Raw genomic sequence first — 25583 nt, 5'->3', positions numbered from 1 at the left:
TCTCTTAGCGGTTACACCCCTCCGTCAGGCCTGCGGCCTGCCACCTCCCTTGCAGGGGAGGATCAGTTGGCGTTGGTTTCGACGGTGTCGTCATCATTGGTGTCCGCAGGTTCGGGCGTGTCGGGCTCAACCTTCACCTTCTCCTCGCGCGGCGCCCTTGCGGGCGCAATCTCCGGCGCAGGCCCCTGCGCGGCATCGTCCGCCGCCTTCAGATCGGCGATCGTCTTCGCCGCGGTATTGGCCTGCGCTTCGCCGTCGCCGCCGGGGGTTGGCTGATCGGCCTGGGGGTGATGGCAGCCGGCCAGGGGGCAGACGGCGAGCGTCAGCAGCGCCGCCAGCGCGAGCGCCCTCATTCCTTGGGCGTCGCGACCGGCTCGGGCGGGGGCATTTTGCCCTGCTCGGGACTCTTCTCCACGACGGGAGCCTCGGTCGCGGGCGCGGCGGCAGGCCCTTCCTCATGCGCGACCGCCGCGGCTTCGGCGGGCTTGGGCGGCAGCGAACCGGCATCGCCACCGGCCGGAGTCGGCACGGCCTCGCCGGGCGTGTCGTCACCGGGAAGATCGGCGCCGCCGTCATCCTCCTTGTCGAGGATCTGCGCGCGGCGGCGCTGGAGATAGGCGGAGCGCGCGGCGGCGTAGGGATCGAGGCTGGATTTGAGGAAGGCGTCGCCGCCGCTCTCGATCAGCTCCGATCGGGCGTTGACGATCCCCGCAGCGCGATAGCCGCGCTTGTACCAGACATTCACATCGGCATGGTTGATCGCGATGTTGACGGGATCGCCATAGGCGGCGACGCCGCTGCCCACCGCATCGCGCATCGTCGAAGGCCCAAGCAACGGCAGCACGAGATAGGGGCCGCCGTTGACGCCCCATACCGCCAGCGTCTGGCCGAGATCCTCGGGCGCGGGCTGGACGCCGAGTTTGGTGGCGCGATCGAACAGGCCGGCGAGGCCGAAGGTGGTGTTGACCACGAAACGCTGGAGATTGCGCCCCGCACGCTCGGGCTTGCCCTGCAGCAGATTGTTCAGGAAAGACCAGGGCTCGGTCACGTTCGAGAAGAAATTGGTGATGCCGCTGCGCACCGGCTTCGGCGCCACCGCGCGATATACCTTGGTGACGGGCTTCATGACGACACGATCGGCCGCCATGTTGACGTTCCACATGCCGCGATTGAATTTCTCCAGCGGGTCTTTCTCGGCAAGGCGATCCTGACCAGGGACGTGGGCACACCCCGCGAGCAATACGAAGGCGGTGAGGCCGATAAGGCGGGGGGCGGCGCGACGCGCCTTGATGGGGGCGGCAGACATGGCTGCGCCGTTGCCATGCCTGTTGCAGCGCGGCAAGCCCGCCGCCTTTGCTTGACCGCATATAAAGATATCTTTATATCCCGGTTTCAGACGGAGATCAGCCTTTTCCATGCCCGCGCCGCTTGCCATCTTCCGTGCGCTTGCCGATCCGACCCGGCTGCGGATCGTCGCGCTGCTGCGCCAGATGGAGCTTTCGGTGGGGGAGCTGGCTCAGGTGCTGGGGCAAAGCCAGCCGCGTGTTTCCCGCCATGTGAAGATCCTCGCCGACGCGCACCTGTGTGATCGGCGGCGGGAAGGCAGCTGGATTTTCCTGGGACTCGGCACCGCGGCCAAGGGCAGCCCGTTGCTCGCCGCGATCGATGGGTGGCACGATGCCGCGCTGGAGCGTTGGACGATCGCCGATGCCGCCCGACTGGAGGCGGTGCGCGCCGATCGCATGGCCGCCGCCGAGAGCTTCTTCAACGCGCGCGCCGGCGAGTGGGACGCGATCCGATCGCTCCATGTCGCCGAGGAGCAGGTGGAGGCCGCGATCGCCACGATGCTGGGCGCGCATTCGATCGGCCGCCTGATCGATATCGGCACCGGGACCGGGCGGATGATCGAACTGCTCGGTGCCGAAGCGGACGGCGCGGTCGGCATCGATCGCAGCCCCGAGATGCTTCGCCTGGCGCGCGCCAAGATCAGCGCGGCGGGACTCGCGCACGTCGAACTGCGCCAGGGCGACATGTACGCTTTGCCGATCGAGAATGGCGCGGGCGATACCGTGCTGCTCCATCAGGTGCTGCATTATGCGCAGGCGCCCGCATCCGCGATCGCCGAGGCGGCGCGGCTGCTCGGCCCCGACGGGCGGCTGCTGATCGTCGATTTCGCCGCGCACGAGCGCGAGGAGCTACGGACCAGCGATGCGCATGTCCGCCTGGGCTTCGACGATGCGCAGATCGGCGAATGGTTCGGCGCGGCTGGGCTGGCACTCGATGCCACCGATACGCTCTCCGGCGGCGAACTGACCGTGAAGCTCTGGCTGGGCGTCCGCCAAGCCGACACGAGACATTTGAAGGCGGTGGCGTGATGGCGTTTTCGTTCAACCAGCTTTCCGATGCCCAGAGCGCGCTGGCGGCGCCTTTGTTCGCCGATGTCGCGGGCGATATCGACGTCAGCTTCGAATTCTTCCCGCCCAAGACCGAGAAGATGGAAGAGACTTTGTGGGAGTCGGTCGAGACGCTGGCGCCGCTCGGGCCACGTTTCGTCTCGGTCACCTATGGCGCGGGCGGATCGACACGCGAGCGCACCCACGCCACCGTCGCGCGGATCGTCCGCGAAACCGCGATTCCCGCCGCCGCACACCTCACCTGCGTCGATGCGACGCGCGAGGAGATCGATCAGGTCGCCCGCGCCTATTGGGAGGCGGGCGTCCGCCACATCGTCGCGCTGCGCGGCGATCCGCCACGCGCGGGTGAGCGATTTCAAACACATCCCGGCGGCTATGAGAATGCCGCCGATCTGGTGCGCGGTCTCAAGGCGATCGCGCCGTTCGAGGTTTCAGTCGCCGCCTATCCGGAATGCCACCCGGATAGCCCCTCGGCGCAAGCCGATCTCGATAACCTCCGCGCCAAGATGGATGCAGGCGCCGATCGCGCGATCACCCAATTCTTCCACGAGCCCGAGACCTTTTTCCGCTATCGCGATGCGGTGGCGAAGGCCGGGATCGATGCCGAGATCGTGCCGGGGATCATGCCCGTTTCCACCTTCGCCGCAGTCAAGCGCATGTCGGCGATGTGCGGCACCAACGTGCCGGCCTGGCTGGAGCGGCTGTTCGTCGGGCTGGAAGATCATGCCGCCGCGCGGCAGCTGGTCGCCGCGACGATCGCCGCCGAGCTTTGCCGCAAGCTGTACGCAGGCGGTGTCCGCCACTTCCACTTCTACACGCTCAACCGCGCCGAGCTGGCCTATGCGATCTGCCATCTGCTGGGGAAGCGCCCGGTTGCGGCCGAGGCCGCGTTGGATGCGGCGGCCTAAACCGCAAACACAAACCCCGTTCGTGCCGAGCGCAGTCGAGGCACGTTCGACCTTTATCTTGCGTGCCTCGTCCCTCGACTTCGCTCGGGACGAACGGAGAGAATGATGTCTGACCTGAAACCCTCCCCCGCCGCTGCCCGCCTCCGCGCGGAGGCCGCCAAGCGCATCCTGCTCACCGATGGCGCCTTCGGGACGATGATCCAGCGCTACAAGCTGGAGGAGGCGGACTATCGCGGCACTCTCGATCTGGCGCTCGATCAGAAGGGCAACAACGATCTGCTGGTGATCACCCGTCCTGATGTGGTCGATACGATCACGCGCCAGTATCTGGAGGCGGGATCGGACATCGTCTCCACCAACACCTTCAACGCCAACACGATCAGCCAGGAGGATTATGCCGCGGTCCACCTCGTCCGCGATCTGAACCTCGCCGCCGCCGGAATCGCGCGCAAGGCGGCCGACGATTTCGCCGCCAAGGACGGCCGCCCGCGCTTCGTCGCCGGCGCGATCGGGCCGACCAACAAGACCTTGTCGCTGTCGCCCGACGTCAACGATCCCGGCTATCGCGCGATCGATTTCGATACGCTCAAGGACGTCTACAAGGATCAGACGCGCGGGCTGCTGGATGGCGGTGTCGACTTCATCCTGATCGAGACGATCTTCGATACGCTCAACGCCAAGGCGGCGATCATGGCGGTGAAGGAGGTCGAGCAGGAGCGCGATGCCGAAATCCCGGTGATGATCTCGATGACGATCACCGACATGTCCGGCCGCAATCTTTCGGGCCATTCGGTCGAGGCGTTCTGGTCCACGGTGCGCCATGCCAAGCCGCTGACGATCGGGCTCAACTGTGCGTTCGGAGCGGACCTGCTACGCCCGCACGTTCAGGTGATCTCGGCGCTCGCCGATACTTTGGTGATGATCTATCCCAACGCCGGCCTGCCCAATGATCTCGGCGAATATGATGAGCAGCCCGAGACGACCGGCGGCTTCATCCGCGAATGGGCGGATCAGGGGCTGATCAACATCGTCGGCGGCTGCTGCGGATCGACCCCGCCGCACATCGCCGCGATGGGCGATGCGGTGCGGGGGATGGCGCCCCGCGCGATCCCGACGCCCGCGCCCAAGATGCGGCTGGCGGGGTTGGACCCGTTCGAAATGGCGGCGTGAAGAAATAACCCTCTCCCGCTTTCGCGGGAGAGGAGGGGCCCGCTCGCAGAGCGGGAGGTGAGGGTCTTCTTCTTGAAGCCCGCGCCCACCCCAAAGAAGAAGACCCTCACCCAACCCTCTCCCGCGAAAGCGGGAGAGGGCTCAGAAAGCAGAAGACTTGGCCACCACCCCCACCGCCACCTTCGTCAACATCGGCGAGCGCACCAACGTCACCGGTTCGGCGGCGTTCAAGAAGCTGATCATGGCGGGCGATTATACCAAGGCCGTCGAAGTCGCGCGCAACCAGGTCGAGAATGGCGCGCAGGTGATCGACGTCAACATGGACGAAGGCCTGCTCGATGCGATGCATGCCATGCCGACCTTCCTCAAGCTGATCGCCGCCGAGCCCGATATCGCCCGCGTGCCCGTGATGATCGACAGCAGCAAATGGGCGGTGATCGAGGCGGGGCTGAAGTGCGTCTCGGGCAAGCCGATCGTCAATTCGATCAGCATGAAGGAGGGCGAGGCCGAGTTCCTGAAGTATGCCCGCAAGGTGATGGATTATGGCGCCGCCGTCGTCGTGATGGCGTTCGATGAGGTCGGCCAGGCGGATACCAAGGAGCGCAAGGTCGAAATCTGCTGCCGCGCTTACGATCTGCTGATGGGCATCGGCTTTCCGCCCGAGGACATCATCTTCGATCCCAACGTCTTCGCGGTGGCGACGGGGATCGAGGAGCATAACAATTACGGCGTCGATTTCATCGAGGCGACGCGCGAGATCCGCGCGCGCTGCCCGCACGTCCATATCTCGGGCGGGCTTTCCAACCTCAGCTTCTCGTTCCGCGGCAATGAGGTCGTGCGGCGCGCGATGCACTCGGTGTTTCTCTACCACGCCATCCCGGCGGGGATGGACATGGGCATCGTCAACGCCGGCCAGCTCGACGTCTACGATCAGATCGATCCCGCGCTGCGCACCGCCTGCGAGGACGTCATCCTCAACCGCGATCCCGATGCGGGCGAGCGGCTGGTCGCACTGGCGGAGAGCTTCCGGGGCACCGACGCCGCCACCGAAAAGGCCGCCGAGGAATGGCGCGGCTGGCCCGTCGCCAAGCGGATCGAGCATGCGCTGGTCAAAGGCATGGATGCGCACATCGTCGAGGATACCGAGGAAGCCCGCCAGCTCTTCCCGCGCCCGATCGAGGTGATCGAAGGGCCGCTGATGGATGGCATGAATGTGGTCGGCGATCTTTTCGGATCGGGCAAGATGTTCCTGCCGCAGGTCGTAAAATCGGCGCGCGTGATGAAGAAGGCGGTGGCGCACCTGCTGCCCTATATCGAGGCGGCCAAGGAAGTCGGCGCGCGGCCCAAGGGGCGGATCATCATGGCGACCGTGAAGGGCGATGTGCATGATATCGGCAAGAATATCGTCGGCGTCGTGCTGGCCTGCAACGGCTATGACATCATCGATCTCGGCGTGATGGTGCCGTGGACCGAAATCCTCAAGGCCGCCAATGAGAATGACGTCGATATCATCGGCCTCTCGGGCCTGATCACCCCCAGCCTCGACGAGATGGTGACGGTGGCGACCGAGATGGCGCGCGCCAAGATGACGATGCCGCTGCTGATCGGCGGGGCGACAACGAGCAAGGTCCACACCGCGCTGCGCATCGCGCCCGCCTACGAAGGCCCGGTGGTGCATGTGCTGGACGCCAGCCGCGCAGTGGGCGTCGCGTCGACTTTGATGAGCGATACGCAGCGCGATCCCTTCGTGCTGCAGGTGGCCAACGATTATGCCGCCGTCCGCGCCGCGCGCGAGGGCAAGGGGCAGAACGAGCTGGCGACGATCGCGGAAGCGCGCGCCAACAGCTTCACATATGATCCCGCGCAGAAACCGCCGGCCCCGCTGAAGCCCGGCCACCATGTCTTCGAAAGCTGGCCGCTCGAGGATCTGGTCGATCTCATCGACTGGACACCCTTCTTCCGCGCCTGGGAGCTGGCCGGCAATTATCCCGCGATCCTCGAAGACCCGATCGTCGGCGAGAGCGCGCGGAGTCTCTGGGACGATGCGCAGGCGATGCTCAAGACGATCCTGGAGGAGCAGTGGCTGACCGCGCGGGGTGTATGCGGGTTGTGGCCGGCCAGCCGCGATGGGGATGACATCCTCATAAAGCCCCTCCCCTCCAGGGGAGGGGTTGGGGTGGGGGAGTCCGCCAATCTCGATCGCTCCGAAAAGGATCAAGCGGCGTCCCCCACCCCCAACCCCTCCCCTGAAGGGGAGGGGCTTGAAGTCCGCCTCCCCATGCTCCGTCAGCAGATCAAGAAGCGCGAGGGGCGCGCCAATATGTGCCTCGCCGATTTCATCGATCCGGCGGGCGATTGGTTCGGTGGCTTTGCCGTCTCGATCCACGGCATCGAGCCGCATCTGGCGCGCTTCAAGGCCGATCATGACGATTACAAGGACATATTGCTCAAGGCCCTGGCCGACCGCTTCGCCGAGGCGTTCGCCGAGCGGCTACACCTCCATGTCCGCACCGATCTCTGGGGCTATGCGGCGGGCGAGCAGCTGACCAACGAGGCGTTGATCAAGGAGCAATATCGCGGCATCCGCCCCGCCCCGGGCTACCCCGCCTGCCCCGATCACAGCCTCAAGCCGATCCTGTTCGATCTGCTCGATGCAGAGGCGGCGACGGGCGCGACCCTGACCGAGGGCAGCTTCGCGATGCTGCCGACGGCGGCGGTCTCGGGCTTCTATTTCGGGCACCCTGACAGCCAATATTTCGGGGTCGCGCGGATCGGGAGGGATCAGGTGGCGGATTATGCCGGGCGGCGCGGCGTGGACCTGGAGACGGCGGAGCGGTGGCTGCGGCCGAACCTGGACTAGCCTTCCGTCATGCCGGACTTGTTCCGGCATCTACTCTTCCACTCTCGCAGTCCTCGCGAGTTGCGTGGTGGACCCCGGAACAAGTCCGGGGTGACGGTTGGAGTCGGAGCCAACGGCGCGCTCCGTGGGTTGAACGCCCGAGGAGATCAGCGATGACCCAGGACGTTGGAGGCCGCGACAATCGCGGCGAGCCCGCGGGCGCCAAGCCCAATGGCGAAGCTACCGGCAGCGGTTCGGGCGCGGGCCGCGGTGGTGCGCCCGAGGATATCGATGCCGATTCAGCTGGAGGCAGCGGCGCCGATCTCATGCCCCGCGCCGGCGACCCGCCCGCCAGTAAAGGCGACGCGCCCAGTCACGGCGGCCGATGACCTCCAAAATTCCGTTCGTGCTGAGCGTGTCGAAGCACCGCTTTTCTTGCCTGGTCAAAAGAAGGACGGTCCTTCGACAGGCTCAGGACGAACGGAGTTGGGTCCGTTCGCTTTGAATGCGCCCGCGCTTGCCGCTACAGCCCCGGCAATGGATGACGTCACGATCACGCACTGGGCCGAGACGGCTCTGGGCCATACCCCCAAAGACCCCGCCCTTTTCCGCCGCGCGCTGACCCACAGCAGCCACGGCGCGGACAATTACGAGCGCCTCGAATTCCTCGGCGATCGCGTGCTCGGCCTGATCGTCTCGACCTGGCTTTACCGCCATTTCGCCGATGCGCCGGAGGGCCAGCTCTCGATGCGCTTCAACGCGCTCGTCAGCCGCGAAACCTGTGCCGAGGTCGGCACCGAGATCGGCGTGCCGGAGATGATGCGGCTGGGCAAGCAGGCGCGCGATGATGGCGCCCACGCCAGCAGCAACGTGATCGGTGATGGGGTCGAGGCGCTGATCGGAGCACTTTATCTCGAGGGCGGCCTCGCCGCCGCTCAGGCCTTCGTCGAGCGCGCGTGGAAGGATCGGCTGCGCACCGTCGCCGCCGTGCCCCGCCATCCCAAATCGGCGCTGCAGGAATGGGCCGCCGCGCACCGCTGCAAGCCGCCGGTCTACGCGCTCGCCGATCGCTCCGGCCCGCACCATGCGCCGCGCTTCACGGTGACGGTGGAGGTCGCCGGGCGCGGCGGCGGATCGGCCAGCGCCGAGGGGGCCTCGAAACAGGAAGCCGAAACCGAAGCCGCTGCAACACTTTTAAGGCAACTCGCATGACCCAGCATTGTGGCCTCGTCGCCGTCCTCGGCGCGCCCAACGCAGGCAAATCGACCTTGGTCAATGCGCTCGTCGGCCAGAAGGTGGCGATCGTCAGCCCCAAGGCGCAGACCACGCGCGCCCGGCTGATGGGCATTGCGATCGAGGGCGAGGCGCAACTGCTGCTGGTCGATACGCCCGGCATCTTCGAGCCCGAACGCCGCCTCGATCGCGCGATGGTCGCCGCCGCCTGGGGTGGCACCGAGGGCGCGGACCTGATCGCGCTGGTGGTGGACGCGAGCAAGAAGCTCAACAGCAAGACGCGCACGCTGATCGATCAGGTCGCGCGGCGGCCCGAGCCCAAGATCATCATCCTCAACAAAGTCGATACAGCCGACAAGGGTGGCCTGCTGACGATCGCCGCCGAACTTCAGGCCGCGCTCGATCCCGAAGAGATTTTCATGATCTCGGCGCTTTCCGGCGATGGCGTCGCGGGCCTCAAGACGACACTGGCCAAGCGGATGCCCGAGGGGCCTTGGCACTTCCCCGAGGATCAGGTCTCCGACGCCACCGATCGCATGATCGCCGCCGAGGTGACGCGCGAGCAGCTCTACCACCAGCTCCACAACGAACTGCCCTATGCCAGCGCGATCGAGACGGAGAAATATGAAGAGCGCAAGGACGGCTCGGTCGCGATCTACCAGCAGATCCGTGTCGCGCGCGAAACACAAAAGGCGATCATCGTCGGCGCGCGTGGCGCGCGGCTGAAGGAGATCGGATCGAAAGCGCGGGCCGAGATCGGCGATCTGCTCGGCAAGAAGGTCCACCTCTTCCTTCACGTCAAAGTTGATCCGAGGTGGGAAGAGGATCGCGGGCTGTATCGCGATATTGGGCTGGAGTGGGTGGATTGACTCCGGCATCGCAGGAATTGCTAATCAGATGATACGCACAGTTCTTATCGGATTATCGGTGCCGATCGCCCTTGCCGGATGCGCGACCGATCGTGCCACAAGGGCAAAGGTCGCGGCCTCGCTCCAATGCCCGCTACCTGCTGCTTTTCCAGCAGCTGACTCCGCAGAGCAAGCCAAACGCCTCGCCCAAGCTCTCGTCTCGCATGAAAAGCTGCGAGTCTTTTCCAATTCGCCGCTGCCCAAAGCGGACGCGGTGGTTTTGGTTTTTTTCGGTCGCGCACATCACGAAACACAGCTGCTGAGCTATGTGGCAACCCGCGATCCCGCAGGATGGTGGCGGCTCAACAAAGCAGGGCAGTTCCAGTCAGAATTTGACTCGGGGCCGTCGGCCTACCCCAACGAAATTTCCAATTTTTCTCCTGAAAAAGCCGCGGCGATCGACGCACTGATTGCCGATCCCTGCCTTGATGACGAGCCAAGCTCATCGACCCGAGCGCAATTCCTCCGATCGGCGCGTGGTCAACGGAACTGGCAGTTGTCACGCCACAGCGTGTGCGTGTGATCGGCGTCAGCGCGGGCAAGTTAACGGGGCTTTCCGGCAAGCTCGTCACCGCCGTGACTGGCTGGTGAGGCTCCGACTAACCGCCTGATCGCAGCAAGCCACTTCCCTCGCCACGGCAGTTTGCCCCTGCAAGTTTGGCCGATGTTTCGCGCACGCATCGATTGCGTAACATGCGCTTGAATGCGAACGCGAAGGGGCGCAGCCTGACGCCTATAGGAGAGGGATGCCGTGAACGCTTTGCTCGCTTCGCTAGGCCTGCTGATGGCCACCGCCTCGGGGCTCGTGGATCCAACCAAGATCGTCGATCACGCTAATGGCATGACCGTGCAGATCATGGTCGATGGCAAGGGACCCTACCCGTTCCTGATCGATACCGGTGCAGATCGCAGCGTTATTTCAGACAAACTTGCGACGGACTTGGCGCTGGCATCTGGCGGCCAGTTAATGATGCACGGCATTCTCGGCCGATCCGACGTTCCCTATCTGGCGACGACCACGTTGGAACTGGGCGACAAAAAGCTGCGCACGCTCGCTATGCCGGTGATGCCCCAGACCTCGATCAATGCGCCCGGCGTGCTCGGCGCCGACGCGCTCGGCGATCAGCTTGTTACGATCGATTTCAAGCGGCATGAGATGGCGCTGGGCGAAGCGGCGGGCGGCAAGATCCCGCTCGATGGACCGGGCACAGTCGTGCTGAACGGCAAGCAGAAGCTCAACCAGATCGTCATCCCTGATGCGCGGTATCATGGTCGCAAGATCTTAGTGATCATCGATACCGGGGCGGAAGCGACGATCGGCAACATGGCGCTGCGCGCGCTGGCCGAGGGTAGTTCGCCGCTCAAGGTCAGCAACAAGCATCTGATCGATATCACGGGGAACGCGTTGCCCACTGAGGAGAAGACACTGCAGCGCCTCCAGCTCGGCAGGCTGACGATGCCCGAGATCCCCGTTTCGTACACCGACCTCGATACCTTTCGGACATTCGGGATGGAGAATGTGCCCGCGCTGCTAATCGGCATGGATGTGCTGCGACTCTTCCAGACGGTGACGATTGACTATCGACACAAGCAGATCCGCCTGGTGATCGAGGATTTACCCTTCTGGCTGACCTGAAGGAGCGCTTCGCAAAGGTCTGATTGCGGTCCTATCCAATCGGGCGCATCATCCTCGGGCGAAAGTCTCCGCAGACGAGGCCGTGGGAGAGGTTCATGCATATTCTGCTTCTGGCGATCCTGGCCGCCGGCGCATCGAGCGTGGGCCTACCGATCACCCAGCCCGCCGACGTGCCGCCCACTGAGACGCTCGCCGCCGCCAGCGATTTCGCCGCGCGCATGACGCTGCCCGCGCAGGTCAACGGCCATGGCCCCTATCGCTTCATGATCGATACCGGCGCGGACCGCAGCGTCGTCTCCGATCGGCTCGCGCAGGAGCTGAGCCTCGCGGCCGGCAGCCCCGTGACCGTCTACGGGATACAGGGTCCGGAGCCGGTGACCACCGCCGCGCTGGAGACGTTGCGGATCGGGCGGCGGGAACATCACGCGATCACCGCGCCGGTGCTGCCGCAGGGATCGCTCGGCGCCTCGGGAATGATCGGGCTCGATGCCCTGGCCAACGAAAGCGTATTGTTCGATTTCAAACGCAACGAGGTGACGATTGCGCGATCCGCCACGGAGGCGATGGTCGGCAATTCGGACGTCATCACCGTGGTGGGCAAGAGCCGCTTCGGCCAGTTGATCCTCACCGACGCGAGGGTGAAGGGCGTCAAGGTCTATGCGATTATCGATACGGGCGCGGAGAGCACGATCGGCAACCTCGCGCTGCGCAAACTGATGGGACGATCGGGGCCGCTGGACGACAAGGGCGCGCGGATCATCGGCGCGACCGGCGCTTCCTTGCCCGCCGAATCCGGTAGCGTGCCGACGATCCGACTGGGCTCATTGCAGATCGCCGATATGCCGATCGCTTATTGCGATGTCGCCACCTTCCGGAAGTTCGGCATCGGCGATAAACCCGCGATCCTGATCGGCATGGACGTGCTGCGCGGGTTCGAGCGCGTGGCGGTGGATTTCAGGCGGCGGCAGGTGCGGTTCCGCGTCGGCGAAGGGGTGCTTGCGCAAACTTCCTGATCCAAGGAACCCCCGCCCCCTGAACCGGTTGAATCGCCCTCGAGACAATCAGGTGGCAGGCGATGGCGGCGCGCGCATATTGGCAAGGGCAGATCCGGCTGGCTCTCGTCTCGATCCCGGTGGAAATCTATTCGGCGACCCGGAGTGGCGCGACCGTTGCCTTCAATCAGATCCACGAGCCGTCGGGCAAGCGCATCAAATATGAGAAGACGGCGCCCGGCGTCGGCCCGGTCGATCCCGAGGAGATCGTCAAGGGCTATGAATATGAGAAGGGCAAATATGTCTTGGTGAGCGACGAGGAGATCGAGAGCGTCAAGCTGGAGAGCAAGAAGACGCTCGATCTCACCCAGTTCGTCGATATCGGCGAGATCGACGCCATTTATTATGACAAGCCTTATTACGTCGTGCCCGCCGACGATCTGGCCGAGGAGGCGTTCGTGGTGCTGCGCGAGGCGCTCAGGCGATCGAAGAAGGTGGGGCTGGGCCAGCTGGCTTTGCGCGGGCGGGAGTATGTCGTCAGCCTCAAGCCGTGCGGGCGCGGCATGGTGCTGGAGACGCTGCGCTATCAGGATGAGGTCAACAAGGCCGCCAACTTCTTCCGCGATATTCCCGATGCCAAGCCCGATGAGGATCTGCTCGATCTCGCCACCACCCTGATCGACAAGAAGACCGATCCCTTCGATGCGAGCGAGTTCCACGATCGCTACGTCGATGCGCTCAAGGAACTGATCGAGCGCAAGCGCAAGGGCAAGACGCTCAATGTCGAGGAGGAGAATGCGCCGGCGCAATCGCGCGGGTCCAACGTCGTCGATCTGATGGCGGCGCTGAAGCGGAGCCTGGAGAAGGGTGGTGCGCCGGCCAAAGACGATGGCGGCAAGGCGCCGCCGAAGAAGCCGGCGGCGAAGAAGGCTACGCCAGCCCGGAAAGCGCCGGCGAAAAAGCGGGCCGCAGGATGAGCAAATTCTTTCCCTCCCCCCTTGTGGGGGAGGGCCAGGGAGAGGGGATCGCACGATCGGGCTCGATGCCCGTAAGGGCGAATAAGCTCGCGGCGCTCGCCCCCCTCTCCCTCCCAAGCCTGAAGGCTTGGGCCCCTCCCTCTTCCACAAGGGGAGAGGGGTGATGGTGCGCGCCACCCCGAAACCCGATCCCCTCGCCGCCTATAATGCCAAGCGCGATTTTGCGCAGACCGCCGAGCCATCCGGCGTAGTCGTCGCCGATACCGGCAACATCTTCATGGTCCAGAAGCATGATGCCACGCGCCTGCACTGGGATTTCCGGCTGGAGCTGGATGGCGTGCTCAAAAGCTGGGCGGTGACGCGCGGGCCTTCGCTCAACCCCGATGACAAGCGCCTCGCGGTGCGCACCGAAGATCATCCGATGGGCTATGCCACGTTCGAGGGGACGATCCCCAAAGGGCAATATGGTGGCGGCACGGTGATGCTGTGGGATCGCGGCACCTGGGAGCCCGTGCCCGGCAAGGACCCGCGCAAGACTTTGGCCGAGGGCCATCTGCATTTCTTTCTGCATGGCGAGCGGATGAAGGGCGAGTGGCTGATGATCCGTCTCAAGCCGCGCGGCAAAGAGACGCATGAGAATTGGCTGCTGCGGAAGATCGCGGACGAACATGCGGGCGGCAGCGGCGATCTGGTCGACATGGCGCTGACCTCGGTGGCGACGGGGCGCACGATGGTGGAGATCGCCGCGGGCAAGGGCGGCAAGAGCCAATGGAATTCGAATCGATCGGCGGAGGATCAGCCGGGGGTCCACCCTCACCCTTCCCAGCCGTCTGCAATGGCCGGGCCCCTTCCCTCTTCCTCGAGGGAGAGGGAGGGAGCGCCGAAGGCGCGGAAGGGTGAGGGTGACCGACGGCTGAAAAAGAAGCCCAAAGGCACCCTCCCCGCCTTCCGCCAACCCCAGCTCTGCACCCTTGTCGATCATGTCCCCACCGGCTCCGAATGGATCCACGAGGTCAAATATGACGGGTATCGCATCCTGCTTGGCGTAGGCGGCGGCAAGGCGAAGGCGTTCACGCGCACCGGGCTCGATTGGTCCGATCGCTTCCAGCCGATCGTCGATGCCGCCGTCGCCACCCTTCCCGGCTCGGCGCTGATCGATGGCGAAGTGGTCGCGCTCGACAAGGACGGCCGTCCTAGCTTTCAGGCGCTGCAGGCCAGTCTCAAGGGTGGCGGCGGCACGCTCGCCTTCTTCGCGTTCGATCTGCTCGAAGAGGATGGCGAGAGCCTCGAAAAGCTCCCCAATATCGAGCGCAAGGCGCGCCTTGCCGCGCTGCTCGAAGGCGTGCCCTCCCCGATCCTCTATTCGGATCACATCCAGGGGCAGGGTGAAAAGCTGTTCAAGAGCCTGTGCGAACAGGGGCTGGAGGGCGTCGTCTCCAAGCGCGCCGATGCGCCCTATCGCGGCAAGCGCACGCAGAACTGGCTCAAGATCAAATGCCTGCGCCGCCAGGAATTCGTCATCGTCGGCTGGACCCCCAGCGACAAGGGCCGCGGCTTCCGATCGCTTCTGCTCGGTCTCCACGAGGGCGATGCGTTGCGCTACACGGGCAAGGCCGGCACCGGCTTCGGCGCCGCGATGATCGATGATCTGATGGCCAAGATGAAGCCGCTTGAGCGCAAGACCCCCACGGTGAGTGCTCCACGCGCGGCGGTGCGCGGGGCGCACTGGATCACGCCCAAGCTGGTCGCGGAGATCGCCTTTACGGAATTTACCGATGAGGGCGTGCTCCGGCACCCGAGCTTTATCGGCCTGCGGGAGGACAAGCCGGAATCGGAGGTTGTCCTCGAATCTCCCTCCCCCCTTGTGGGGGAGGACCGGGGAGAGGGGATCGACCGAGCCGGCTCGATGCCGGCGAGGGCGAAAAAGCTCGCTACGCTCGCACCCCCCTCCCAACCCTCCCCCACAAGGGGGGAGGGCTTAAAGGAATCGCCAGTCACCATCACCAACCCCGATCGGGTCATTTATCCCGAGAGCGGGATCACCAAGGGCGAGCTCGCCGATTACTACCTCCGCCTCGCCGATCCGGTGCTGCAATGGGTCGCCGATCGCCCGGTCAGCCTCGTCCGTTGTCCGCAGGGGCGCGCCAAGCATTGCTTCTTCCAGAAGCATGACGCGGGCAGCTTCGGCGATGCGGTGAGGCATGTCCCGATCCGCGAGAAGAACGGGCACGACGAGCCCTACCTCTATCTCAATGATGCCAAGGGCCTGCTGACCTGCGTGCAGATGGGCGCGATTGAATTCCATGGCTGGGGCTCGAAGGTCACCGATGTCGAAAAGCCCGATCGATTGGTGTTCGATCTCGATCCAGATGAAGGGCTGGGCTGGGACGAGGTGCGCGCCGCCGCCGAGCAATTGCGCGATGTTCTCGGCGAGATGGGGTTGGCGAGCTGGCCGATGCTATCGGGCGGCAAGGGCATCCATGTCGTCGTGCCGCTCGACGCTAGCCGCGCCTGGCCAGAGGTCAAGGATTTCGCCAGCCGCTTCGCGCAGGCGATATCGGAAGCGCATCCCGAACGCTTCACCGCAAATATGAAAAAGGTGCAGCGCAAGGGCCGCATCTTCCTCGATTGGCTGCGCAACCAGCGCGGCGCGACCGCGGTGCTGCCCTATGTCGCCCGCGCGCGGCCCAATGCGCCGGTGGCGGCGCCGGTCACGTGGGATGAGCTGAAGCATATTGAGAGCGCAGCGCGCTGGACGATCCGGGATGCGGACGAACTGCTCAAACGGGCCGGATCGAAGGCGCTGAAGGGCTGGGCGGTGGCCGATCAGCGCCTGCCCGATCTATAGGGCTCGCGTGCTCCGGCGAAGGCCGGAGCGTTGGCGGCAAGCGCTGCGTCTTAATATCCAGCGCTCCGGCCTTCGCCGGAGCACGCGCCTCAATAGCCCATCAAACTCAGCACCTCGCGCCGCGATCGTTCATCCTCGCGGAACACGCCCATCATCCGGCTGGTCGTCATCCCCACGCCGTGCACGCGCACACCGCGCCCGGTCATGCAGCCATGCTGCGCTTCGATCACCACCGCCACGCCCTGCGGGTGGAGATGATTCCAGATGCAGTCGGCAACTTCGGCAGTCAGCCGTTCCTGCACCTGCAGGCGTTGCGCGAAACCATGCAGCACGCGGGCGAGCTTCGAGATGCCGACTACGCGCTGATACGGCAGATAGGCGATCGCCGCCTTGCCCACGATCGGCGCCATGTGATGCTCGCAGTGCGACTGGAAGGGAATGTCCTTGAGCAGCACGATCTCATCATAACCGCCAACCTCTTCGAAGGTGCGGGTGAGATGATGCGCGGGATCGTCACGATAACCCTGGCAATATTCGGCCCAGGCGCGCGCGACGCGCTTGGGCGTATCGAGCAGGCCCTCCCGCGCGGGATCGTCGCCCGCCCAGCGGATCAGGGTCCGGATTGCATCGGCGACGTCCTGCGGCACGGGCAACTTGCCGGCCTCGTCGTCCGGCTCGGTCGTCCCGCTCACATCGTTTCTCCGCCTGGGTGGCAATCTCTGCAAGAGTGGTGCCCCCGGTCGGAATCGAACCGACACTCCTTTCGGAACCGGATTTTGAGTCCGGCGCGTCTACCAGTTCCACCACAGGGGCACGCGATCAGCCTGCTAGCCGAGCCGATCGCCCGCTGCAACCGATGCCGGATCGGCGGCGTCGACATAGACGAACGCGGTGCCGCCCGAGGCGAGCTGCGCGGCGACGCGGACGTAGGCGTTGGTCTCATAGCGGTCGGCAATGGCGAGTTCGGCATCGCTGATCGCCAGCACCACGCCCGCGACGCGATCGGCGGGATCGCCTGAATGGCGCAGAATCCAATGCTCGGCGAGGCCCGAGAGGCCGACGACGCCATCGTCCTCGATCAGGACCGTTCCCAGCTTCCAGCCGACCAACGCATCGGGCGCTTCATCGACCTGTCGCCCGAACAGCCCCTGCTGCACCGTCGGATCGCGCAGCGTGCCGTACGAGAAGAGGCGGTGCGGCCTCGTCATGCCCGCGGCGCCTGGCGGCGGTAGCTCAGCGCCTCGGCGACGTGGATGCGGTTCACGCCATCGCTGCCGGCGAGATCGGCGATCGTGCGCGCGACGCGGAGCACGCGATGGTAGCCGCGTGCCGAGAGGCTCATCGCCTGCGCCGCCTTGGCGAGCAACTGGCGGCCGGGCTCATCCGGCATGGCGACACGATCGAGCAACTCAACATCCGCCTCGGCATTCGTCCTGACGCCTTCGTCCTCGTAGCGATCGGTCTGGATCGCGCGGGCGGCGGCGACGCGGGCGCGCACCTCAACCGATCCCTCGGCGGCAGGCGGCAGCACGAGATCGGCGGCGCTAACCGCCGCGACCTCGACGTGAAGATCGATGCGATCGAGCAAGGGGCCGGAGACCTTGGCCTGATAATCGGCGGCACAGCGCGGCGCGCGGCTGCACGCCTGCGCGGGATCGGCGAGGTGTCCACAGCGGCACGGGTTCATCGCCGCAATCAGCTGGACACGCGCGGGAAACGTGACGTGGCTGTTGGCGCGCGCCACCGAGACCTTGCCGGTCTCCAGCGGCTGGCGCAGCGAATCGAGCACGGCGCGCTGGAATTCGGGGAGCTCGTCCAGAAACAGCACGCCGAGATGCGCGAGACTGACCTCGCCCGGCTTCACCTTGAGGCCACCGCCGACCAGCGCCGCCATCGAGGCGCTATGGTGCGGCGCGCGGAATGGGCGGGTAGCGGAAAGCCGGCCGCCCTCCAGCGTGCCCGCGACCGAGGAGACCATCGACACCTCCAGCGCCTCCGCGGGGGTCAAGGGCGGCAAGATGCCCGGCAGGCAGGCGGCCATCAAGGATTTGCCCGCGCCCGGCGGCCCGACGAAGACGAGATTGTGCCCGCCCGCCGCGGCGATCTCCAGCGCGCGCTTGGCGGTCTCCTGGCCCTTCACCTGCGCGAGATCGGGCCCAAGGCTACCGCGTTCCGCCTCGCCCGGTTCCGGCAGCGGCAACGCGCGCAGGCCACGGAAATGATCGAGCAGGCTCATCAGATCCGGCGCCGCAACCACCTCGATCGTGCCCGCCCACGCCGCCTCGGCCCCCTGCGCCGCCGGGCAGACCAGCCCCAACCCGCGCTCGGAGGCATGCAGCGCCGCCAGCAACACACCCGGCGCGGGCGCGATACGGCCATCGAGACCGAGTTCGCCGACCACGACATAGCCCGCGAGCGTCTCGGCATCGATCACGCCCATCGCGCCGAGCAGCGCCAGCGCGATCGGCAGATCATAGTGCGATCCTTCCTTGGGCAGGTCGGCGGGGGAGAGGTTCACGGTGATCCGCTTGGGCGGCAGCGCGAGCCCGATCGCCTGCATCGCACCGCGCACCCGCTCGCGGCTTTCGCCCACCGCTTTGTCCGCCAGCCCGACGACGACGAAGGTCGGCACGCCCGGCGCCACCTGCACCTGCACCTCGACCGCGCGCGCCTCCAGCCCCAGAAAGGCCACCGTCGATACCAGTGCGACCATGCGTTCCCCTGCCCCTGCGAATCCCTATTACCGCCATTTTGGGCGAATGGAACACATCGGAAACGATTGTTGCCACCGTCACCCCTGAACTCGTTTCAGGATTCACCGCGCAACTCTCGCGGAAGAGCATGTGGAGGGGTGGATGCTGAAACTAGTTCAGCATCACGGGTTGTGTCGGGCGGCGGCGGCGCTCATCTATCGCCAATGGATCGCCCCTATCGCCTCGTCTGGCTGGCCCTCGGCTGGCTGTTGATCCTGCTGACCCCGGTGGTCGGCATCTTGCCTGGGCCGGGGGGTGTCTTCGTGTTTGCGGGCGGGCTGGTGCTGCTGCTCCGTAACTCAGCCTGGATCAAACGGCGCTATGCCAGCCTCACCCGTCGCTATCCCAAGCTTGGCCGGCTGAGCGACAAGGCGCTGCGCCGGGGGCGGGCGCCGCGCGGGCGGATCGCCAAGGCGCCTGCCGCCGATTGACTTTGCGCCGCGTTTTGCTATCCGCGCCCCATTGATCGGCCGCCGCAGCCCGGCGGCCTTTTGCGTTGCGGTTCGATCCGCAGTGTGGATTTGAGGAAAGACAGATGAAGCGGACGTTCCAGCCCAGCAATCTCGTGCGCAAGCGCCGCCACGGCTTCCGTTCGCGCTCGGCGACTGTCGGTGGCCGCAAGGTGCTGGCCGCCCGCCGCGCGCAGGGCCGCAAGAAGCTCTCCGCCTGAGCCAAGCGCCGGTTTTGCGGGGGCTTCGCCGCCGCGCCGAGTTTCTCGCCGCCAATCAGGGGCGGCGCGCGCCCATGCCCGCCTTCGTCCTGCTCGTGCGCCCGCGGGGTGACGACGATCCGGCGATGGGCGTGGGCTTTACCGTTACCAAGAAGATTGGCGGCGCCGTGGTGCGCAACCGAATCAAGCGCCGCTTTCGCGCATTGGCGCGGGAGGTGATGCCGGAGGCGGGCGTTGCCGGTGCCGATCATGTGCTGATCGGCCGCAATGGCGCGGACGAGCGCGATTATGCCGATCTTAAAGCCGAACTCCTGAAAGCCCTGCGCAAATGCTCCGGCGAAGGCCGGAGCGCTGTATATCAGGTGCCACCACCAGCACTCCAAGGCTCCGGCCTGCGCCGGAGCACCGGCGGCAATGAAGGCGCGCAGCAGCAATGAGCCCTCTCGCCGCGCCCTTCATCCTCCTCGCGCGCGCCTGGCAGATCGGCCCGTCGCGCATCCTGCCGCCCAGCTGTCGCTATGAACCGTCATGCTCGGCCTATGCGATCGAGGCTTTGTCGCGCTATGGGGCGCTCGCTGGCGGTTGGCTGGCGCTGAAACGACTGCTGCGCTGCAACCCCTGGGGCGGGTGCGGCCATGATCCGGTGCCCTAAAGTTCAAGGCTGAAATCCTCTCGTGGAAAATTCGCGCAACTTCATCCTGGCGATCGCTCTCTCGGCGCTCGTGATCATCGGCTGGGGCTTCCTGTCGAAGCGCTATCTGCCGCCGGTCGCGAATCCGCCCGCTACCGAGATCGTCAAGGGCAAGCAGGTCGCCCTGCCCAAGCCGGAGGCTGCGCAGGATAGCGCCAACACGATCCGCGATCGCGCGATCGTGTTGCGCGAATCACCCCGCATCGCCATCGCCACCCCTCGCATCGCCGGTTCGATCGCATTGAAGGGCGCGCGGATCGACGATCTGGTGCTGCTCGGCCACCGCGAAACGATCACCAAGGATAGCCCGCCGGTCCGCCTGCTTTCGCCCGGCGGCACGCAGGACGCTTATTTCGCCGGCTTCGGATGGAGTGGCGACAATGCCGCGCTGCCCAATGGCGATACCGTATGGACCGCCGACGGCACCACCCTCACCCCCGCCAAGCCAGTGACGCTGAGCTGGGACAATGGCAAAGGCCAGCGCTTCCAGCTGAAGTTCGCGGTCGATCAGAATTATATGTTCACCGTCACGCAGACGGTGACCAACACCGGCCCTGCCCCGTTGACGCTCCGCCCCTATGGCCTGATCAGCCGTGTCGGCATCTCCAAGGATCCGTCGAGCTGGACGATGCACACCGGCCCGATCGGCACCTTCAACGGCGCGACCAATTATTCGGTGGGCTTCAAGGATCTCGATAGCGCGGGCGCCGCCGGCCAACGCTTCCAGACGACCGGCGGCTGGATCGGCTTCGGCGATAAATATTGGCAGACCGCGATCATCCCTGCGCAGAATGTCTCTGCCGACGCGGGTTTCCGCGCCGATGGTTCGGGCCGTTACCAGGCCGATGCCGCCGCCCCGACAATCACGATCGCCGCCGGCAAGAGCCAGACGACCGAGCAGCGCTTCTTCGCGGGCGCCAAGGAGGTCCGCGTCCTCGATGCCTATCAGGATGCCGGCGTCCCGCAGTTCGATCGCGCGATCGATTGGGGCTGGTTCGTGTGGTTCGAAAAGCCGATCTTCTACCTGCTCGATTGGCTGTTCGTGCACATCGGCAATTTCGGCGTGGCGATCATCTGCCTGACGATCATCATCCGCGCGATCCTCTTCCCTGTTGCGCAGAAGCAGTTCGCCTCGATGGGGAAGATGCGCGTTCTCCAGCCCAAGATGAAGGCGCTGCAGGACCGCTACAAAGACGATAAGCCCCGCCTGCAGCAGGAGATGATGGCGCTCTACAAGAGCGAAAAGGCCAATCCGATGGCGGGCTGCCTGCCGATCTTCATCCAGATGCCGATCTTCATTGCGCTCTACAAGGTGCTCGCGCTGTCGATCGAGATGCGCCACCAGCCCTTCGCTTTGTGGATCAAGGATCTGTCCGCGCCCGATCCGCTGACCCCGATCAACCTGTTCGGCTACCTACCCTTCCAGCCGCCGGGAATGCTCCACCTCGGCATGCTCGCCATCCTGCTCGGCATCACGATGTGGGCGCAGATGAAGCTCAATCCGGTCGCGGGCGATCCGGCGCAGCAGCAGGTGATGGCGATCATGCCGTGGATGATGATGCTGTTCTTCGCGCCGCTCGCGGCCGGACTGCAACTCTATTATGTCGCGAACAACCTGCTCACGCTCGGCCAGCAGCGCATCCTCTATGCGCGCACGCCGGGGATGAAGGATCCTGTGAAACCGTGACCGAGGAAGAGGCGCAGCAGGCCGAGCTGACCGAAGCCGCTCGGAAGCTGTTTTCTGGGCCGATCACCTTCCTCAAATCGGCGCCGGGGCTGGAGCATTTGCCCGCGCCCGATCTGCCCGAAGTGGCGTTCGCGGGCCGATCGAACGTCGGCAAATCCTCGCTGCTCAACGCGCTGACCAACCGCAACAGCTTGGCGCGCACATCGAACACGCCGGGCCGCACGCAGGAACTCAACTTCTTCGAGGTAGGCGAGCCCGCCACGATGCGGCTGGTAGATATGCCGGGCTATGGCTTCGCCGAAGCGCCCAAGGATCTGGTGCGGAAGTGGCGTTTCCTGGTCAACGATTTCCTGCGCGGCCGCCCGACGCTCAAGCGCGCGCTGGTGCTGATCGACAGCCGCCACGGCATCAAGCCGGTCGATCTCGAGATGATCGAGATGCTGGACAAGGCGGCGGTCTCCTACCGCATCGTCCTTACCAAGACCGACAAGGTCAAGGCGAGCGAGCTGGAAAAGGTCAGCGCCGCCGTCGCCACCGAAGCCCGCAAACACGCCGCCGCACACCCCGAAATCCTCGCCACATCGAGCGAGAAGGGCGGCGGGATCGCTGAGCTGCGGGCGGCGGTGCTGGAGGCGGTGCGCTAGGCGTGCCGGCCTCAATTTGATCCTCCCCTGCAAGGGGAGGTGGCATCGCGTAGCGATGACGGAGGGGTGTCACCCTTTCGATAGCGGGACACCCCTCCACCATGCTGCGGTCGGTCCCCCTCCCCTTCCAGGGGAGGATCTGCGCTAGGGAAGGATTAACCATAACCGACTAGCGCGGGGCGGATGGCCACCCGCATCCTGCCGCGCGCTGCGCATCCTGCCGCGCCTGCGCGCATCGCGGTGGACGGGCCACTGCTGGCGATCTTCGGCCTGGCGCTGGCGCTGCGGCTGGCGATGGCGCCTTTCGCCGGCCTCTATCATCCGGACGAGCTGTTCCAATATCTGGAGCAGGCGCATCGACTGGTCTTCGGCCAGGGCGTGGTGCCGTGGGAATATCGTTACGGGATGCGCAGCTGGCTGCTGCCGCTGACCGTCGCCGTTCCGATGGCGCTGGGGGATCGGATCGCGCCGGATAGCCTCGCCTATCTGCTGCTGCCACGCGCGCTCGCCGCCTGCCTGTCGCTGACGATCGTCTGGACGGCGTGGAGTTTCGGTGCCCGGATCGGGCGACGACACGGGCTGATCGCCGCCGTAATCGCCGCGATCTGGGGCGAGTTCATCTTTCTCGCTCCCCACATCCTTAGCGAAACCGCCTCGATTGCGCTGATCCTGCCTGCGGCGGCGCTGATCACCCGACGGTCTTCTGCGCGCCTCTACGTCCTTGCAGGTGCAATGCTCGGGCTCGGCGTGATCCTGCGGTTGCAGCACGCGCCCGCCGTCGCGATCTTGCTGGTCCTGATGCTTCGGCGCCGGGCGATGTGGAAAGCCTTCGTGATCGGCATGGCGGCCGCCGCGCTTGCCTCGGTCACTATCGATCTGGCGATGCGACAGCCGCCGTTCGGCTGGGCGATCGAATATGTCAGGCAGAACCTGCTGCACGATCGCGCTGCGATCTATGGCACCTCGCCGCCCACGGCCTATCTCTCGGGGATCGCGGGCGCGCTGGGCGGATGGGCGCTGCCGATGCTGACGATGGCGGCGATCGGTGCGCGACGGCAACCGGCGCTTTGCGCGGCCGCGCTGGTCAATCTCGGGCTGCATATGGCGATCGACCATAAGGAATATCGCTTCATCCTGCTGACGCAGGCGATCCTGCTCCTCCTCGCCGCCATCGGCACGGGCGATCTCGTGGCGGTGGCGGCGCGCCGCTGGCCGGAACGCGCTCGCCTTGCGACCGCGATGGCGCTTTTGCTGTGGACGGGCGCGTCGGCATCGCTGGCGGCGAGCGGCCGCGTCGGCACTTACCGCGATTTCGATGCACGCGGTCCCGATCTGTATACCAGCCTTCACGATGATCCGGGACTATGCGGCCTAGCGACGCTCGCCACGCCCTTCTCCAAGGGCGGCGGTTACGCCTATTTGCATCGCGCCGTTCCGATCTACGCCTACCGCCCGGACGAGGCTGCAATGCTGCTCCGCGACGCCACAGGTTTCAATCGCATCATCGCGCCCGCCGCTTCCCCCGTCCCGCCGGGATTTGTCCTCGGGAAGTGCGCCGCCTCTGCTGCCGGCGACCCGCCATTGTGCCTCTTCATCCGCCCCGGCCGATGCGCCGCCATCCGATCGGTGTTCGAGATCAACCGCATGTTGGTGCGGACCGATCAGTGACGGCCACCGCCGCCTTGCCGTTACCCACTCGCCCGCTGCGGATCTCGCTGCCCCGGACCTATGCGTCCGTGCTGCTGCCCGCTGTGGCGCTGGCGATCCGGCTGCCGCACTTCGGCGATCCGGCCTTCAAGATCGATGAGCAATTCTATCTTCTGGTCGGCGATCGGCTGCTTCACGGCGCGCTACCCTATGTCGATATCTGGGACCGCAAACCGATCGGGCTGTTCCTGATCTATGCTTTTGCGGCGCTCTTCGGGCAAGGGTTCGTGGCCTATCAGCTGCTGGCAACGACTTGCGCGATCGGCACCATGCTCTGCATCTTCGCAATCGGCCGTCGCGTAGCAAGCGACACCGCCGCGATTCTCTCCAGCATTCTCTACCTGCTTTGGCTGGAGGTTGCCGAGGGAGGCGGCGGACAGGCGCAGGTCTTCTATGGCCTGCCTGTCGCGGCAGCGGCGGTGCTGCTTCTGCAGCCCGAGGATCACTTCGCGCGATCCCGAAGCTTTGCCGCAATGGGGCTGATCGGCATCGCCATCCAGATCAAATATACTGTGTTGTTCGAAGGAGCCTACTTCGGCCTCGTAGTTGCATATCGCGCGTTACGCCGCGACGCCGCCCGCGCATCGATCGAGATTATTCTGCTCGCCACAACCGCGCTTGCCCCAACCCTGCTCGCGCTCGGCGCCTATGCGGCGATGGCGCATCTGCACGATTTCTGGTTTGCCAATTTCACCTCGATCTTCCTGCGCGGCGAGACGCCCGCTGCCGACAGCCGCAGCCACGTCGCCACCGTCGCGCTGTGGCTGCTTCCCTTCATGCTCTGCTTGGCGGTGAGCCTTTGGACGCTGTGGCGCGATCCGGCGGCGCGACGTTGGCAGTTGTTCATGATCGGCTGGTGCGGAGCAGCCTGCGTCGGCGTCGCTTCGCTGGGTCTGCTCTATGCGCATTATCTGCTGCCCCTATTTATCCCGCTGACCGCCGCCGTCGCCCCGGCTTTCCGTCGCCGTCCTCTCGGCCTCGTCCTCGCCACCTTTTGCGCATGGATACCTATCAGCCAGATCGATTGGCACGGGCGCGCGGCGACGTTGCACTCGCAACGCCAGATGGCCGCGCTTGGCGCGCTAATACCCGCCACTGTCGCGCAGGGCTGCATGCAGATGTTCGACGGGCCGCCGATCCTCTACCACCTCACCAATGCCTGCACTGTCAGCCGCTTTATCTTTCCCGATCATCTAAGTGCCGCGATCGAGGCACATGCGATCGGCATCGATCCGCAGCGCGAGGTCCGGCGCATCCTAGCAGTGCGTCCCGAAATCATCACCATCAGCGACGTCTATACACGTCCGCCCAACCCGGCGACCTTTGCGCTGATGCGCGCAGGGCTGGCGGCGCACTATCGCCTCGTCGGTCAAAGCTGGGTGGACGAGCGCAACATCCAGGTCTTCCGGCGGAGGATCGAATGACCGCTCCTGCCCTACAACGCCCTTTCGCACAGACATTTCACTTGGCCGGCGCAGTGACGCGGCCATCGCCCTGGGCCACGGG

Annotated in this window: 25 protein-coding genes and 1 tRNA gene; 20 read left to right on the top strand and 6 right to left on the bottom strand. The window is 65.5% G+C overall.

All coding sequences use genetic code 11. The features are described from left to right. Positions 1–62 precede the first annotated feature (62 nt). Entirely contained in the window at positions 63–353 is a 291-nt protein-coding gene (locus FHS31_RS00230) for a hypothetical protein (protein WP_167070931.1), read from the bottom strand. After that, positions 350–1306: an MlaA family lipoprotein gene (locus FHS31_RS00225; RefSeq protein WP_167070930.1), complete on the bottom strand. Its 957-nt coding sequence runs from the start codon at positions 1304–1306 to the stop codon at positions 350–352. The genes FHS31_RS00230 and FHS31_RS00225 overlap by 4 nt, the downstream gene beginning before the upstream one ends. Positions 1307–1415: 109 nt before the next feature. On the opposite strand from FHS31_RS00225, the gene FHS31_RS00220 reads away from it, so the two are divergent. From FHS31_RS00220 to ligD, 12 genes are all read left to right on the top strand, one after another. Next, the gene (locus tag FHS31_RS00220; protein WP_167070929.1) at positions 1416–2375 is read left to right on the top strand and encodes an ArsR/SmtB family transcription factor; all 960 of its coding nucleotides are present in this window, start codon (positions 1416–1418) and stop codon (positions 2373–2375) included. After that, positions 2375–3322 (top strand): methylenetetrahydrofolate reductase [NAD(P)H], encoded by a 948-nt coding sequence (metF, locus tag FHS31_RS00215; RefSeq protein WP_167070928.1) that lies wholly within the window; start codon positions 2375–2377, stop codon positions 3320–3322. Before FHS31_RS00220 ends, metF begins: the two co-directional genes overlap by 1 nt. 102 nt (positions 3323–3424) lie before the next feature. Further along, positions 3425–4492, top strand: coding sequence for a homocysteine S-methyltransferase family protein (locus tag FHS31_RS00210; protein ID WP_243843183.1), 1068 nt, complete (start codon positions 3425–3427; stop codon positions 4490–4492). A 157-nt stretch (positions 4493–4649) separates the two neighbouring features. Continuing rightward, positions 4650–7352, top strand: coding sequence for a methionine synthase (gene metH, locus FHS31_RS00205; protein WP_167070927.1), 2703 nt, complete (start codon positions 4650–4652; stop codon positions 7350–7352). Positions 7353–7504: 152 nt separating this feature from the next. Continuing rightward, positions 7505–7720 (top strand): hypothetical protein, encoded by a 216-nt coding sequence (locus FHS31_RS00200; RefSeq protein WP_167070926.1) that lies wholly within the window; start codon positions 7505–7507, stop codon positions 7718–7720. Positions 7721–7868: 148 nt separating this feature from the next. Next, on the top strand, positions 7869–8543 hold the full coding sequence (rnc, locus tag FHS31_RS00195) for a ribonuclease III (protein ID WP_167070925.1): 675 nt from the start codon (positions 7869–7871) through the stop codon (positions 8541–8543). Further along, complete coding sequence (gene era / locus FHS31_RS00190) at positions 8540–9433, top strand: GTPase Era (RefSeq protein WP_167070924.1); 894 nt, start codon at positions 8540–8542, stop codon at positions 9431–9433. The genes rnc and era overlap by 4 nt, the downstream gene beginning before the upstream one ends. Before the next feature lie 28 nt (positions 9434–9461). Beyond that, positions 9462–9995: a hypothetical protein gene (locus FHS31_RS00185; RefSeq protein WP_167070923.1), complete on the top strand. Its 534-nt coding sequence runs from the start codon at positions 9462–9464 to the stop codon at positions 9993–9995. 228 nt (positions 9996–10223) lie between these two features. Then, entirely contained in the window at positions 10224–11108 is an 885-nt protein-coding gene (locus FHS31_RS00180; protein ID WP_167070922.1) for an aspartyl protease family protein, read from the top strand. Positions 11109–11203: 95 nt separating this feature from the next. Then, positions 11204–12121: an aspartyl protease family protein gene (locus tag FHS31_RS00175; RefSeq protein WP_167070921.1), complete on the top strand. Its 918-nt coding sequence runs from the start codon at positions 11204–11206 to the stop codon at positions 12119–12121. A gap of 62 nt (positions 12122–12183) precedes the next feature. Beyond that, a complete protein-coding gene (gene ku / locus FHS31_RS00170; protein WP_167070920.1) occupies positions 12184–13077 on the top strand; it encodes a non-homologous end joining protein Ku in 894 nt (297 codons plus the stop codon). Between the two features lie 163 nt (positions 13078–13240). Then, a complete protein-coding gene (ligD, locus tag FHS31_RS00165) occupies positions 13241–15925 on the top strand; it encodes a DNA ligase D (RefSeq protein WP_167070919.1) in 2685 nt (894 codons plus the stop codon). Positions 15926–16014: 89 nt separating this feature from the next. Here ligD and folE read toward each other — a convergent pair whose 3' ends face one another. From folE to FHS31_RS00145, 4 genes are all read right to left on the bottom strand, one after another. Then, positions 16015–16617 (bottom strand): GTP cyclohydrolase I FolE, encoded by a 603-nt coding sequence (gene folE / locus FHS31_RS00160; protein WP_167070918.1) that lies wholly within the window; start codon positions 16615–16617, stop codon positions 16015–16017. A 36-nt stretch (positions 16618–16653) separates the two neighbouring features. Continuing rightward, positions 16654–16738: transfer RNA gene (locus FHS31_RS00155), tRNA-Leu, on the bottom strand. Between the two features lie 14 nt (positions 16739–16752). Continuing rightward, the gene (locus tag FHS31_RS00150; protein ID WP_167070917.1) at positions 16753–17133 is read right to left on the bottom strand and encodes a gamma-glutamylcyclotransferase family protein; all 381 of its coding nucleotides are present in this window, start codon (positions 17131–17133) and stop codon (positions 16753–16755) included. After that, the gene (locus FHS31_RS00145) at positions 17130–18638 is read right to left on the bottom strand and encodes a YifB family Mg chelatase-like AAA ATPase (protein WP_167070916.1); all 1509 of its coding nucleotides are present in this window, start codon (positions 18636–18638) and stop codon (positions 17130–17132) included. Before FHS31_RS00145 ends, FHS31_RS00150 begins: the two co-directional genes overlap by 4 nt. Positions 18639–18842: 204 nt before the next feature. On the opposite strand from FHS31_RS00145, the gene FHS31_RS00140 reads away from it, so the two are divergent. From FHS31_RS00140 to FHS31_RS00105, 8 genes are all read left to right on the top strand, one after another. Beyond that, positions 18843–19109 carry a hypothetical protein gene (locus FHS31_RS00140; protein WP_167070915.1) on the top strand — a complete coding sequence of 89 codons (267 nt, stop codon included), beginning with the start codon at positions 18843–18845 and terminating at the stop codon, positions 19107–19109. A gap of 104 nt (positions 19110–19213) precedes the next feature. Beyond that, positions 19214–19348, top strand: a complete 135-nt coding sequence (rpmH, locus tag FHS31_RS00135) for a 50S ribosomal protein L34 (protein ID WP_167070914.1) — start codon at positions 19214–19216, stop codon at positions 19346–19348. Positions 19349–19422: 74 nt separating this feature from the next. After that, complete coding sequence (gene rnpA, locus FHS31_RS00130; protein ID WP_243843182.1) at positions 19423–19785, top strand: ribonuclease P protein component; 363 nt, start codon at positions 19423–19425, stop codon at positions 19783–19785. Continuing rightward, on the top strand, positions 19782–20000 hold the full coding sequence (gene yidD / locus FHS31_RS00125; RefSeq protein WP_167070912.1) for a membrane protein insertion efficiency factor YidD: 219 nt from the start codon (positions 19782–19784) through the stop codon (positions 19998–20000). Before rnpA ends, yidD begins: the two co-directional genes overlap by 4 nt. A 22-nt stretch (positions 20001–20022) precedes the next feature. Beyond that, positions 20023–21726 carry a membrane protein insertase YidC gene (yidC, locus tag FHS31_RS00120; protein ID WP_167070911.1) on the top strand — a complete coding sequence of 568 codons (1704 nt, stop codon included), beginning with the start codon at positions 20023–20025 and terminating at the stop codon, positions 21724–21726. Then, entirely contained in the window at positions 21723–22370 is a 648-nt protein-coding gene (gene yihA, locus FHS31_RS00115) for a ribosome biogenesis GTP-binding protein YihA/YsxC (RefSeq protein ID WP_167070910.1), read from the top strand. The genes yidC and yihA overlap by 4 nt, the downstream gene beginning before the upstream one ends. 183 nt (positions 22371–22553) lie before the next feature. After that, entirely contained in the window at positions 22554–24038 is a 1485-nt protein-coding gene (locus FHS31_RS00110; RefSeq protein ID WP_167070909.1) for a glycosyltransferase family protein, read from the top strand. Beyond that, positions 24035–25501, top strand: coding sequence for an ArnT family glycosyltransferase (locus FHS31_RS00105; RefSeq protein WP_167070908.1), 1467 nt, complete (start codon positions 24035–24037; stop codon positions 25499–25501). The genes FHS31_RS00110 and FHS31_RS00105 overlap by 4 nt, the downstream gene beginning before the upstream one ends. Positions 25502–25583: the final 82 nt, after the last annotated feature.

The sequence above is a fragment of the Sphingomonas vulcanisoli genome (assembly GCF_011761305.1).
GTDB lineage: Bacteria > Pseudomonadota > Alphaproteobacteria > Sphingomonadales > Sphingomonadaceae > Sphingomonas_I > Sphingomonas_I vulcanisoli.
Note: the sequence above shows the minus strand (reverse complement) of the source record. Positions and strands in the feature narration are given on the sequence as shown.

Excerpts from the sequence above, each read along its gene's own strand:
- FHS31_RS00110 (WP_167070909.1), top strand. The coding sequence starts at position 22,554 with ATGGCCACCCGCATCCTGCCGCGCGCTGCGCATCCTGCCGCGCCTGCG.
- rpmH (WP_167070914.1), top strand. The coding sequence starts at position 19,214 with ATGAAGCGGACGTTCCAGCCCAGCAATCTCGTGCGCAAGCGCCGCCAC.
- era (WP_167070924.1), top strand. The coding sequence starts at position 8,540 with ATGACCCAGCATTGTGGCCTCGTCGCCGTCCTCGGCGCGCCCAACGCA.
- yidD (WP_167070912.1), top strand. The coding sequence starts at position 19,782 with ATGAGCCCTCTCGCCGCGCCCTTCATCCTCCTCGCGCGCGCCTGGCAG.
- ligD (WP_167070919.1), top strand. The coding sequence starts at position 13,241 with ATGGTGCGCGCCACCCCGAAACCCGATCCCCTCGCCGCCTATAATGCC.
- FHS31_RS00175 (WP_167070921.1), top strand. The coding sequence starts at position 11,204 with ATGCATATTCTGCTTCTGGCGATCCTGGCCGCCGGCGCATCGAGCGTG.
- rnpA (WP_243843182.1), top strand. The coding sequence starts at position 19,423 with ATGCCCGCCTTCGTCCTGCTCGTGCGCCCGCGGGGTGACGACGATCCG.
- FHS31_RS00220 (WP_167070929.1), top strand. The coding sequence starts at position 1,416 with ATGCCCGCGCCGCTTGCCATCTTCCGTGCGCTTGCCGATCCGACCCGG.
- FHS31_RS00150 (WP_167070917.1), bottom strand. The coding sequence starts at position 17,133 with ATGACGAGGCCGCACCGCCTCTTCTCGTACGGCACGCTGCGCGATCCG.
- FHS31_RS00185 (WP_167070923.1), top strand. The coding sequence starts at position 9,462 with ATGATACGCACAGTTCTTATCGGATTATCGGTGCCGATCGCCCTTGCC.
- FHS31_RS00210 (WP_243843183.1), top strand. The coding sequence starts at position 3,425 with ATGATGTCTGACCTGAAACCCTCCCCCGCCGCTGCCCGCCTCCGCGCG.
- metF (WP_167070928.1), top strand. The coding sequence starts at position 2,375 with ATGGCGTTTTCGTTCAACCAGCTTTCCGATGCCCAGAGCGCGCTGGCG.
- rnc (WP_167070925.1), top strand. The coding sequence starts at position 7,869 with ATGGATGACGTCACGATCACGCACTGGGCCGAGACGGCTCTGGGCCAT.
- FHS31_RS00200 (WP_167070926.1), top strand. The coding sequence starts at position 7,505 with ATGACCCAGGACGTTGGAGGCCGCGACAATCGCGGCGAGCCCGCGGGC.
- FHS31_RS00230 (WP_167070931.1), bottom strand. The coding sequence starts at position 353 with ATGAGGGCGCTCGCGCTGGCGGCGCTGCTGACGCTCGCCGTCTGCCCC.
- FHS31_RS00145 (WP_167070916.1), bottom strand. The coding sequence starts at position 18,638 with ATGGTCGCACTGGTATCGACGGTGGCCTTTCTGGGGCTGGAGGCGCGC.
- FHS31_RS00140 (WP_167070915.1), top strand. The coding sequence starts at position 18,843 with ATGGATCGCCCCTATCGCCTCGTCTGGCTGGCCCTCGGCTGGCTGTTG.
- ku (WP_167070920.1), top strand. The coding sequence starts at position 12,184 with ATGGCGGCGCGCGCATATTGGCAAGGGCAGATCCGGCTGGCTCTCGTC.
- FHS31_RS00225 (WP_167070930.1), bottom strand. The coding sequence starts at position 1,306 with ATGTCTGCCGCCCCCATCAAGGCGCGTCGCGCCGCCCCCCGCCTTATC.